The 11397-nt window shown below is 37.1% G+C and carries 11 protein-coding genes; 10 read left to right on the top strand and 1 reads right to left on the bottom strand.

The genetic code is table 11. From position 1 onward, the window contains the following. Window positions 1-177: 177 nt before the first annotated feature. The 7 genes from HMPREF3116_RS07395 (at window position 178) to HMPREF3116_RS07425 (ending at window position 5775) form a co-directional block, all read left to right on the top strand. Window positions 178-1398, top strand: a complete 1221-nt coding sequence (locus HMPREF3116_RS07395) for an ABC transporter ATP-binding protein (RefSeq protein ID WP_070468815.1) — start codon at window positions 178-180, stop codon at window positions 1396-1398. Then, the gene (locus HMPREF3116_RS07400; RefSeq protein ID WP_070468817.1) at window positions 1398-2048 is read left to right on the top strand and encodes an ABC transporter permease; all 651 of its coding nucleotides are present in this window, start codon (window positions 1398-1400) and stop codon (window positions 2046-2048) included. Before HMPREF3116_RS07395 ends, HMPREF3116_RS07400 begins: the two co-directional genes overlap by 1 nt. Further along, a complete protein-coding gene (locus HMPREF3116_RS07405) occupies window positions 2032-3015 on the top strand; it encodes an osmoprotectant ABC transporter substrate-binding protein (RefSeq protein ID WP_083272812.1) in 984 nt (327 codons plus the stop codon). The genes HMPREF3116_RS07400 and HMPREF3116_RS07405 overlap by 17 nt, the downstream gene beginning before the upstream one ends. Next, window positions 3015-3680 carry an ABC transporter permease gene (locus tag HMPREF3116_RS07410; RefSeq protein WP_070468820.1) on the top strand — a complete coding sequence of 222 codons (666 nt, stop codon included), beginning with the start codon at window positions 3015-3017 and terminating at the stop codon, window positions 3678-3680. Before HMPREF3116_RS07405 ends, HMPREF3116_RS07410 begins: the two co-directional genes overlap by 1 nt. A gap of 28 nt (window positions 3681-3708) precedes the next feature. Further along, a complete protein-coding gene (locus tag HMPREF3116_RS07415) occupies window positions 3709-4380 on the top strand; it encodes a DUF2179 domain-containing protein (RefSeq protein ID WP_070468822.1) in 672 nt (223 codons plus the stop codon). Window positions 4381-4594: 214 nt separating this feature from the next. Continuing rightward, window positions 4595-5089, top strand: coding sequence for a QueT transporter family protein (locus HMPREF3116_RS07420; RefSeq protein ID WP_070468824.1), 495 nt, complete (start codon window positions 4595-4597; stop codon window positions 5087-5089). An 86-nt stretch (window positions 5090-5175) separates the two neighbouring features. Further along, the gene (locus HMPREF3116_RS07425; protein WP_070468826.1) at window positions 5176-5775 is read left to right on the top strand and encodes an MBL fold metallo-hydrolase; all 600 of its coding nucleotides are present in this window, start codon (window positions 5176-5178) and stop codon (window positions 5773-5775) included. A 73-nt stretch (window positions 5776-5848) separates the two neighbouring features. Here HMPREF3116_RS07425 and cbpA read toward each other — a convergent pair whose 3' ends face one another. Beyond that, the gene (cbpA, locus tag HMPREF3116_RS07430) at window positions 5849-6496 is read right to left on the bottom strand and encodes a cyclic di-AMP binding protein CbpA (RefSeq protein WP_070468828.1); all 648 of its coding nucleotides are present in this window, start codon (window positions 6494-6496) and stop codon (window positions 5849-5851) included. Window positions 6497-6746: 250 nt separating this feature from the next. Here cbpA and HMPREF3116_RS07435 point away from each other — a divergent pair, with 250 nt between their 5' ends. The 3 genes from HMPREF3116_RS07435 (at window position 6747) to HMPREF3116_RS07445 (ending at window position 10973) form a co-directional block, all read left to right on the top strand. After that, window positions 6747-8564, top strand: a complete 1818-nt coding sequence (locus HMPREF3116_RS07435; RefSeq protein WP_070468830.1) for a glycoside hydrolase family 3 protein — start codon at window positions 6747-6749, stop codon at window positions 8562-8564. A gap of 273 nt (window positions 8565-8837) precedes the next feature. Beyond that, complete coding sequence (locus tag HMPREF3116_RS07440; RefSeq protein ID WP_070468832.1) at window positions 8838-10187, top strand: hemolysin family protein; 1350 nt, start codon at window positions 8838-8840, stop codon at window positions 10185-10187. A gap of 84 nt (window positions 10188-10271) precedes the next feature. Further along, on the top strand, window positions 10272-10973 hold the full coding sequence (locus HMPREF3116_RS07445; protein WP_070468834.1) for an O-methyltransferase: 702 nt from the start codon (window positions 10272-10274) through the stop codon (window positions 10971-10973). The last annotated feature ends 424 nt before the right edge of the window (window positions 10974-11397 follow it).

Raw genomic sequence — 11397 nt, forward strand, 5'->3', positions numbered from 1 at the left:
AAGGCGAACAATTCCTTATAACTTATACATTGTTAATTGCCAAGTTAACTTCTTGAAAAAGCGGATTTGTCGCCTTTTTTGTTAAATAAACCGCTATAAATTTGGTCATTTTTTCAAATTTTGATAGAGTTATAAGAGACTTTTTCTATAAAAGGCAAAAATTAGGAGGACTAAGTGATGATAGAGTTCAAGAATGTCGAAAAGGTATATCCAGGGGGCACAACCGCTGTTAAAGACGCCTCTTTGACAATTGATGATGGTGAGTTTGTATGTTTTATTGGGACATCTGGTTCTGGTAAAACAACAGCACTTCGAATGATTAACCGCATGCATGATCCATCAGGAGGCGAAATTCTGATTGATGGAGAACCAACAACATCAAAAGATCCGGTAGCATTGCGGCGAGGTATTGGGTATGTAATCCAACAAACAGGATTAATGCCACACATGACTGTATATGACAACATCGTAACAGTACCTCGCTTACTAAAATGGGATGAAAAGAAAAATAGAGAAATTGCAGAACGCTTAATGGAACGCGTGGAGTTACCACTTGAGTATTTAGACCGTTATCCAAGTGAGCTATCAGGGGGGCAACAGCAACGTATTGGTGTCATTCGTGCCCTAGCTGCTAATCCAAAAATTGTTTTAATGGATGAGCCTTTTGGGGCTTTGGACCCAATTACACGTGATGCTTTACAAGAATTAGTAAAAGAACTACAAGTTGAATTTGGTTCAACTTTTGTGTTCGTAACGCACGATATGGATGAAGCTTTAAACTTAGCTGACCATATTGCAGTATGGCATGAAGGTGAACTAATCCAATATGATACGCCAGATGAAATCTTACGCAATCCAGCTAACGAACACGTACGTGGTTTCTTAGGTGAAGAACGCTTAATGCAAGCACAAACTGATTTCATTACAGTAAAAGAAATCATGTTAACAACACCATTAACTGCCACCTTGGGTATGTCTTTAGCCAAAGCAATTACAATCATGCGTGATAATCACGTCGATTCATTATTTGTCATCGATGATGATCACCATCTAAAAGGTCTATTGACCTTAAATGATGTGGCTTCACGGGCTGCAAATTCAAGTTTATCTGTTGCAGATGTGATGCATACGAAGATTCGTCCAGTATTTGAAGATGCTTTAGTGCAAGATACAACTACACAAATCCTAAAAGGTCGTATTCCTAACATGCCAGTGGTAGACCGTGAAGGCCATTTAACTGGACTGGTTACACGTTCAGCGTTAGTAAATCTTGTTTACAACTCAATTTGGGGTGACGAGGAAGAAATCGACAAGTTAACTGATGAACCCGTATTTGAAAATGCAGAAACAACAGCAGCTCACCCAATTGATGCGACTACTGAAGGAGCTGATAAATAATGCAAGAGTTTTTTGCCAGTCAAGGTAGTGAAGTCATTCGCTTACTCTGGGAGCATATTTATATGTCACTGATTTCTTTAGGTTTGGGTGTTATTGTGGCTGTACCTTTAGGTATCTTTCTTTCACAAGTACCAAAAGTAGCTAATGTAGTGATTTCTATTGTGTCAGTTTTACAAACAATTCCAACGTTAGCGCTTCTAGCTTTAATGATACCCTTCTTAGGCGTTGGTAAGGTGCCTGCAATTGTCGCCTTATTTATCTACTCGCTGTTACCGATTCTGCGTAATACTTACTTAGGGATGTCAAATGTAAATCCAGATCTACTAGATGCTGCTAGGGGAATGGGGTTGAAACGAATGCAAATTATTCGTCAAGTGCAACTACCACTTGCGGTACCAGTTATTATGGCAGGTATTCGTCTTTCGACGGTTTATGTTATTGCTTGGACAACACTTGCCTCATATATCGGTGGTGGCGGCCTAGGGGATATGATCTTTAACGGATTGAACCTATTTAGACCGGACTTAATTTTAGGTGGTACGATTCCTGTAACCATCCTTGCAATCGTTGTTGACCTAGTGATGGCGCGCATAGAGGAATGGGTTACACCGACAACCTCTTCTAAGAAAGGAGATGAATCACTTGCGTAAAATGAAATATCTTAAGACATCGATTGTTGCTGTCTTATCGACAATTATTTTAACAGCTTGTTCATTACCTGGACTAGGAGGATCATCTGAAAATGGGATTTCCATTGTTTCTGGATCAACAACTGAACGACAAATCTTAGGCTACATTGTTGAAGGGATGGTGGAACATTATACTGACGCACCGACGAACATCATTCCTAACTTAGGTTCATCAACAATGAACCATCAAGCGCTTGAAACAGGCGATGCCAATGTATCAGCAGTAAACTATACAGGGACATCACTAACGGGTGAACTAGGTTTGGAAGCTGAAACAGATCCTGAAGTTGCCTTAGATACGGTTGTATCAGAATTCGATTCTCAATTTGATATGAATTGGTACAAACAAGGTTATGGCTTTGCGAATACTTATGCCTTCATGGTTCGCCGTGAAGATGCAGAAGCGTACGGCTTAGAGACTGTGTCTGACTTAGAAGAATATGCGGATGAATTTTCAGTTGGGGTAGATAATACTTGGTTAAACCGTGAAGGTGATGGGTATGAAGCTTTCAAAGAAATCTATGGTTTTGATTTCCCAGAATTATACCCAATGACAATCGGGTTGGTTTATTCAGCAGTTTCTTCTGGTGAAGTAGATGTTGTTTTAGGTTATTCAACTGATGGCCGTATCATTTCTGAAGACTTGGTTGTACTTGAAGATGATAAACGACTTTTCCCACCTTATGATGGTGCGGCAGTTGTAACCAATGAAGCTAGAGCAGAATATCCTGAATTGGATGCTATTTTTGCTAAATTGGCTAATAAAATACCGAATGAAACAATGCAAGAGTTAAACTTCCAAAGTGACCAGTATTTATTAGAGCCTCAGATTGTTGCAGAACGCTTTTTAGAAGAGAACAACTATTTTGAAGATGAGGAACCATACTTGGAACCTATTTCCAAAACGCAATTAGGAGGTGAAGAATAATGGTAGATGTGACACAATTGAATTTACTTGAACAGATTGGGTATTATTTCCAGCAAAATGGGATGTATCTATTATCACAATTCTTCCGCCAACTACTTATGACTTCTTACGGGGTAGTGTTTGCGATCATTGTGGCAGTACCGTTAGGCTTCTTTATTGCACACAAGCGTAAAACATCAGCCTTTGTTTTAGGGTTAGCGAATATTATCCAAACAATACCTAACTTGGCTTTACTATCTGTAGTAATGTTGGTGATGGGGCTAGGACCTAACTTGGTTGTATTTACCATTTTCTTATATTCAATCTTACCAATTCTGAGAAATACTTATACGGGTGTTATCAGTGTAGATGATACAATGGTAGATGTTGGTAAAGGGATGGGAATGACCCCTTGGCAAGTGATTTATAAAGTTGAATTGCCACTAGCGCTTTCAGTGATTATGGGTGGTATCCGTAATGCCTTTATTACAGGTATCGGGATTTCTACAATCGGTACTTTCGTTGGTGCCGGTGGACTTGGTGACGTATTGCAACGTGGTGTAAATGCTTCAGATGGTACTTCTATTATCATCGCAGCTGTTATCCCAATTTCACTGATGTCAATCCTAGCTGACTGGTTGTTAGGTATTATTGAAAAACGATTAGACCCTTCATCAACCAAATAATCTGGCAACAAAATGAAAGGATGAGTTAATGGATTGGCACTTATTACTGCAAATCTTTCTCATCAACTTGATGTATATCATGTTGAATACCATACGAACCCTATTAGCCATACGTGGTTATCAAAAAATTGCGCCGGCATTAGCTGTTGTAGAGGTGACGATTTATACTCTAGGACTATCTATGGTAATGCAATATTTATCTAACCCGATTTACCTAATAGCTTATGCCTTAGGTTTCGGTGTTGGCATATATTGTGGAATGATCATTGAAAATAAACTCGCCTTGGGTTATTCAGTTGTTGAAGTTTATGTGCAAAATGACGACCATACCCTAGCTAGCGCTTTACGTGAACGCGGTTATGGTGTTACCATCCAAGTGGGTTACGGGCGTGATGGTGACCGGTTGATCTTAACGATTCTAACGCCTAGATCAAATGAAGTATATTTGCACCGGACAATCGAGGAAATTGATCCCAAAGCATTCTACCTATCTTATGATGCCAAATATATCCATGGTGGATTCTGGTCTAAACGCGTGAACCCTCGTTTAATTAAACGATCAAAAGTGAAAGACCAACAAACCGATAATATTGTGGTTGAAGAAGTAGAATCAAAAGAGGCATATGTAGAGGAAACAGGTTACTTATTTGATGAAGCGGTCAACGAGGAAACAAAGGACCCAACCTCAAATGAAGAGTAACCAATATAAAAGCAGTGCTTGCCATCAAGTCAGCGCTGCTTTTTTGGTTTAAACTGAACATTTAATAACACTGCGATATCAGCTTAATCATTTTGTTCCTTTAATAGACACTTTTTTTAAAATCATATTTTTCTTGAGTTATCCTTTGTTTTACGGTATTTTTATAACTGTTGTTCGCAACCATCCAACAAAAAAAAAACTAGGAGGCATTTATATGAAAACGAAAAAATTGGTGAATTCAGCCATGATTACAGCTGTTTATATTGTCTTGATGTATTTTGTCCAGCCTTTGGGATTTGGTGCCATCCAATTCCGCATATCGGAAGGCTTAAACCACTTAGCTGTTTTCCATAAAGACTATAAATGGGGAGTTGTCATTGGCGTATTTCTTTCTAACTTACTATTTTCAGCGAGTCTAGGGATTTATGATATCGTATTTGGTACACTACATACCTTATTATCATTCTTAGTGGCAGAGTACCTATTCCGCTTTGCGAAAGATACTAAGCAACGTATGGTCATCATTAGTCTCGTATTCTCAGTGATGATCTTCATTATAGCTTTCGAATTATTTTGGGTGATTCATCTCCCATTCTGGTTCACTTACTTGACTACTTTCCTAAGTGAAATCATCATTATGGGTATTACTGCCCCATTGTTCTATTACCTAGACAAGCGCTTAAATTTCCACAAGTTGATGGAAGGATAATGCCTTGTTCTTTTAGTTCATGATTGCTAAAATATGCGGGAAAAGATATATGATAACCGTCTAATAAAGGTGGAGGGATAACGCACATGCATGTATATCAATTAACAGTTGGACCTATCCAAGAACATCCTTACTTTATTGTTAAAGACAACAAGGATACGCTGATTATTGATCCCGGTGATCAAGCAGATACAATTGAAAAATTTATCGTTGACAACCAGTTACATCCAGTAGCTATCCTATTGACGCATGCCCATTTCGACCACATCGGTGCCGTAGAAGCGATTCGCGAGCGGTATAATATCGACGTATGGCAGCATATCATCGAAGCCGACTGGTTGAAAGACAAGCAAACCCGTATTCCTAAAACCCGTACCCATTATTGGGACAAAATGGGTGAACACTCTGTGGCTGGCTTCACTTTTAAAACTGCCCACGTACCGGGGCATTCCCCAGGTTCCGTAGTTTATATTTTTGCCGAGGACGGATTTGTCATTGCTGGAGATACTTTATTTAAGGGTACCATTGGTCGAACTGATTTGGCCCACGGTGACCAAGACACATTAATTACTGGTATCAAGCGGCATTTATTAACCCTACCGGATGAAACGCAAGTTCTTCCGGGACATGGTGAGATTACTACAATTGGCCAGGAAAAAGCGACCAATGCATTTTTGCAAACATAAAAGTAAATTAAAACCTAGTCCAATGACTGCTTAACAACAGTCAAAGGGCTAGGCTTTTTTTGTATATTCCTATTTAACTTAAGGCAATCGATTTTGTATTACCTACTGAAAGGATCTTGTAGTTCTTTCGTTCAATCCTTGTAATAATTTTCTCAAGTGATTGGTGAGAACAGTCACCTTTTAATGAAATAATGATGTTGGATAGATCAGTTTTAGGATCAACGGTTGTAACAACCGTATTGATAGATGCAAAACGACCGATAATTCGTGATATTACTGCTAGTGCACCTTGATCTTCCTGGTTTGCTTCAATAGTTAAAACAAAACCATCTTCATCCAGTGACCATGCCTTGAATAAACCACGTTCAAACGCTCGGTGGGTTAGGATGCCATAAAAGGTATGGTCTTCATTCAAGACACTAATATAAGGTAGGTCTCGAATAGCAAAAATTGTTTGAAAAAGGGTTGAATTGGTATAGATGTATTTTGTCGCATTTTTTAGGTGATGGGTAACCGATACATCTAAAGACTCACCATTTAATAGTCGTTTATAAATGTGTTGTCGATAAATGTTTCCGCGATACATCGTTCCGGACTGACTTAAGATGGGTAAGGACCGAAAATTATTTTCTTTCATAATGTCTAAAGCTTCTTGTAAAGTATTCGCCTCGGTGACATATTTAACGTCCTCACGCTTAATACTTAATTCGCGGATGTTCATATGTATGACCTCGCTCTTTCATTGTATTCATAACTTATTATATCATAAAAATGACAAAATCATGCTAAAGATTATAATAAGGTTAAAACATTGCAAAAAATGCTAAAAATATTAAATAAAATAAACAAAAAACGATAAAAGGGGTTACATTTATTGAAATTATTGCTATAATGTTTTTGTTGATAAATATTTGTAAGCGTTTATAAGTGTTAAGTAAGCGTTTACTTCATTTGAAAGGGGAATATTTCACATGGCTAAAGTTGATTTAACAAAACAACCCTATAATTTAGATGCAGAAGCTGTCAAATGGGTTGAAGATACAATCGCTAATATGACAATTGACGAAAAAATTGGACAATTATTCTTCAATATGGGTGCGAGTACTGAACCTGAATATTTAAAAGATGTATTAGATACTTACCACATTTCAGGGGTTCGTTACAACAAATCTAACGCAGATACTGTTTACGAACAAAATAAAGTATTGCAAGGCCACTCTAAGTATCCGGTATTAATTGCAGCGAACACTGAAGCTGGTGGTGATGGTGCCGCTAATGACGGGACTTATATCGGTCATGAAGTGAAAATTGCGGCTACTAATGACTCTAAATACGCTTATGAAATGGGGCGTATTGCTGGTGTTGAAGCTGCTGCAATCGGATGTAACATGTCATTTGCACCAATCGTAGATATTAGTGAAAACTGGAGAAACCCAATTATCTCAGTACGTACTTGGTCAAACGACACAGAAAAAGTTTTAGAAAACTCATTAGCATACTTAAAAGGTATCTCAGAAGCAGGTATCCTTGCGACTGCGAAACACTTCCCTGGTGATGGTAACGACGAACGTGACCACCATTTATCATTTGCAACAAACCACTCAACACTAGAAGAATGGTTTGCATCATATGGTAAAGTTTATAAAGGATTAATCGACGCAGGTTTACCGGCAATCATGGCTGGACACATCGGTTTACCTTCATATGTAGAAAAAGTAAATCCATCAGCTTCATTATCTGAGAAAAATTTACCAGCTACATTATCACGTGAGTTATTAACTGACTTATTAAAAGGTGAGTTAGACTTTAATGGTGCAGTAATTACGGATGCTTCACACATGGTTGCATTCACAAGTGCGCTAAAACGTGAAGATGCATTACCTACTGCTATTGCAGCTGGTTGTGATATGTTCTTATTCTTCAACGATCCAGATGAAGACTTTGCATGGATGAAAGCTGGTTATGAAAATGGTACAATCACCGATGAACGCCTAAATGATGCAATTTCTCGTACATTAGGTTTACGTGCTAAATTAGGCTTACACAAAGTTGATCGTACTCAAATCTTAGCACCTAAAGAAGAAGCCTTAGCTAAGATTGGTACAGACGAACACAAAGAAATGGCTCGTGAAGTTGCAGACCAAGCGATTACTTTAGTTAAAAATGAACAACCAGATATATTCCCAGTAACTCCTGAACGCTATAAGTCTGTGTTATTAGTACTTAACGAAGGTGTTAAAGGCGGATTCGGTGCGATGATTGCTTCTAAAGAGTCTCCAGTAGATATTATGAAAGCTAAAATGGAAGAACGTGGCTTTAACGTAACGATTTGGGAATCAACAGAAGAGCGTATTATGAAGTTACCTGAAGCTGAACGTGCAGCAGCGATTGCAAACGTTTATGCTCAAAAACAACCAATTGCTCAATTAACAGACCAATATGATCTAGTGATCAACTTGGCTAAGATTGCTGCAGGTACGGTACAACGTGTTGCATGGCCAGCATCTAAAGGTACACCGGATATTCCATTCTACGTAAACGAAATTCCTACAATTTATGTATCAGTGAATCATCCATTTGCATTGGCAGATGTGCCTCAAGTACAAACTTACATCAACGCTTACGACGATAAAGAATTCAATATTGAAATCTTAGTCGACAAATTAGCTCAAGGACCTGAAGCATTCAAAGGCGTTGACCCAGTTGATTCGTTTACAGGCTTTGAAGATACACGTTATTCTTCAGCTGACGTATATGCTAATCGTATCAACCCAGCTAAAACTAAATAATCAAACGATTCTTTAAAATGTTTAAGACCTCGTATGCGTGCGAGGTCTTTTTAGTCATCTGAACAAATTCGCTTACTTCATGAATTTACTAGTAAAAAGCTGAATAAGAAGAGCTGGCCAATTAAAATTTTTATCAAAAAAAACTATAAAGAGTCGATGAATACACCAATTTTTAGTAATACTTATAAGGCAAATCTTGCCTTTTAAACCCTATGGTTGTATACTAAAATTAGCTTATTATACTTGTATATAAGAAGGAGAGAATTCGATATTATGGGAGATCCTGGGGCCTCAAACGTAGGTGGACAGATACTATTAATTATTATTTTAACATTGGTGAATGCTTTTTTAGCAGGGGCTGAAATAGCATTTGTTTCCGTGAACCATTCAAAACTAGAAACTATGGCGGAAGAAGGAGATATTAAATCTCAGAAGGTATTAAAACTTCTTGAAAATTCTGATGATTTCTTATCCACTATTCAAGTAGGGATTACTTTTGCAGGTTTCTTCTCATCTGCATCAGCATCCACTACCTTCGTTTCGTATTTACTACCTTACTTAACTGATATCCCTGCAGGGGAAACGATTGCTACTGCAACAGTAACATTAATTTTGTCATACTTTACATTAGTATTAGGTGAGTTATATCCGAAACAATTAGCCTTACAAGTACCTGAATCATATGCTAGACAGTCAGCAGGCATTATTTCCATGTTAAAAACTTTCTTCAAACCGTTTGTCTGGTTACTGACAGCATCAACAAATATACTGAAGAAGATCACACCACTCGAATTTTCTGCGGATAGTCAACAATTTACACGCGAAGAAATTCAAGGAATTATTAATTCCTCACGTCGTGAAGGGGTTATTGATAGTGACGAGTTTCAAATGATGCAAGGTGTATTATCTTTAGATACTAAATTAGCTAGAGAAGTGATGACACCTCGTACAGATACATTTATGGTGGATATTGAAGATGATAGTCAAGAAATCGTAAACGACATATTAAGCTCGCAGTATTCACGGGTACCAGTGTTTAGAGATGATAAAGATGATATTATAGGAATTATTCATACAAAGGATATTTTGCGTGAAGCACGCAAAGTTGGTTTCGAAAATATTGAAATAAATAACGTTGTTAAACCAGCATTTTTTGCACCTGAAACAAGTTTTATAGATGATTTATTGTTCGATTTTAAGAAAAATCATCAACATTTAGCGATCATCAAAGATGAATATAATGGTGTGGTAGGGTTAGTAACGCTTGAAGATTTGATCGAGGAGATTGTCGGGGATATCGAAGATGAGTACGATGAAATTTCCCATCTTTATAAACGTATTAACGATACAACCTATATTATCAATGGTATTATGCCGATTGATAAATTTAACCAGTTATTTAAAACAGGGGTAGAATCTGATGAATCAGATACCATCGCAGGTTATATGATTGAAATTTTAGGATATTTTCCTGAAGACCGAGCAGAGGAAGTTATTCGAATAGAAAATTATAAGCTAATGACTACTGCTGTTGAGAATGGTAGAATCCGTGGTATTCAAGTTAAAAGAATGGAAGCTGATGAATTAACAGAAGATGGAGTAGTCGAAGAAGAAAATAAATAGCACTTTGAAGTTCGGAATTTTTCCGGACTTTTTTCAACTAAAGGAGTAAATATGACAGAAACAAATAACACAAAAGAAAAAGTTATTCAAAATGAAATGATGGACAGACCAGTTGTAGAAGCGGGCGTATTAAATTTTATGCGTACCAGACAAAGTGAATTTCCAGCACCATTAAAGGCTTTAGAAGATTATGCTCATGAAAATCGGGTTCCTGTTATCCCACACGAAACTGCTGTATTTTTAGACTTTCTATTAAGTATCAAACAACCAAAGAAAATTTTAGAAATTGGTATGGCGATTGGTTTCTCGGGATCATTAATGGTTTACGGTCATCCAGAGCGGACATTAGATACTATTGATCGTTATGATAAAATGATAGAAGCGGCCAAGCTAAACTTTAAGAAATTAGGTGTAGCGGATCGAGTGACGATTCATGAGGGCGATGCGAAAGATGTATTACCTTCTTTAACAGATACATATGATTTTGCACTGTTAGACTCAGCAAAAGCAAAATACTTTGATTTCTTTCCATTGATCATGGATCGCCTTGAAGTAGGTGGTATTTTGATGATTGATGATATATTCCAGGGGGGAACTGTCTTTAATGAGTTGGATACGATTCCTAAACGTGTGCGAAAAATCCATAAAAAATTGAATTTGTTATTAGAGGAAATTGTGGGACATCCTAATCTGAAGACTTCTGTCTTACCATTAGGGGATGGTGTATTACTGGTAGAGAAGATTGATGAAACAGATTTTTCATATTTACTTGAGAAAAATTTCTAGTAACGTGTAGGACAAAGACTAAGTCATGAAGATTATCTTCATGACTTTTTTTAATAACGATTTGTGTTTAAAAATATCAGTTATTTTACTAAATAAAATCATTGACTTTATCAAGATATGGTGATACTATAAATATCCAATAGTGAGGCGACTAAGTGAGCAAAACTATTGGCGTAACACTTATTGGCTTATTTGCGAAGTGAAGTTGTCGTAACCAATTTACTTATTGATAACAACAAGAACAAAAAATAAAATTCTTGTTGACAACCACTCAAACTAAGTGATATGATATTCAAGTCGTCAAACATGACATTGTTTGTATGAAACTTTTAAAAAACTTTTTTGAAACTTTTTATTGACAAACAATGAATGCAGATGATAAGGTATAAAAGTTGCTAATAAGGCAATGAGATAGACCTTTGAA

This window comes from Aerococcus sp. HMSC10H05 (genome assembly GCF_001806975.1).
GTDB classification, from domain to species: Bacteria; Bacillota; Bacilli; order Lactobacillales; family Aerococcaceae; genus Aerococcus; species Aerococcus viridans_B.

Bases quoted from the DNA above. Each gene is read 5' to 3' on its own strand.
- HMPREF3116_RS07395 (WP_070468815.1), top strand. From the start codon at position 178: ATGATAGAGTTCAAGAATGTCGAAAAGGTATATCCAGGGGGCACAACC.
- HMPREF3116_RS07400 (WP_070468817.1), top strand. From the start codon at position 1,398: ATGCAAGAGTTTTTTGCCAGTCAAGGTAGTGAAGTCATTCGCTTACTC.
- HMPREF3116_RS07405 (WP_083272812.1), top strand. From the start codon at position 2,032: ATGAATCACTTGCGTAAAATGAAATATCTTAAGACATCGATTGTTGCT.
- HMPREF3116_RS07410 (WP_070468820.1), top strand. From the start codon at position 3,015: ATGGTAGATGTGACACAATTGAATTTACTTGAACAGATTGGGTATTAT.
- HMPREF3116_RS07415 (WP_070468822.1), top strand. From the start codon at position 3,709: ATGGATTGGCACTTATTACTGCAAATCTTTCTCATCAACTTGATGTAT.
- HMPREF3116_RS07420 (WP_070468824.1), top strand. From the start codon at position 4,595: ATGAAAACGAAAAAATTGGTGAATTCAGCCATGATTACAGCTGTTTAT.
- HMPREF3116_RS07425 (WP_070468826.1), top strand. From the start codon at position 5,176: ATGCATGTATATCAATTAACAGTTGGACCTATCCAAGAACATCCTTAC.
- cbpA (WP_070468828.1), bottom strand. From the start codon at position 6,496: ATGAACATCCGCGAATTAAGTATTAAGCGTGAGGACGTTAAATATGTC.
- HMPREF3116_RS07435 (WP_070468830.1), top strand. From the start codon at position 6,747: ATGGCTAAAGTTGATTTAACAAAACAACCCTATAATTTAGATGCAGAA.
- HMPREF3116_RS07440 (WP_070468832.1), top strand. From the start codon at position 8,838: ATGGGAGATCCTGGGGCCTCAAACGTAGGTGGACAGATACTATTAATT.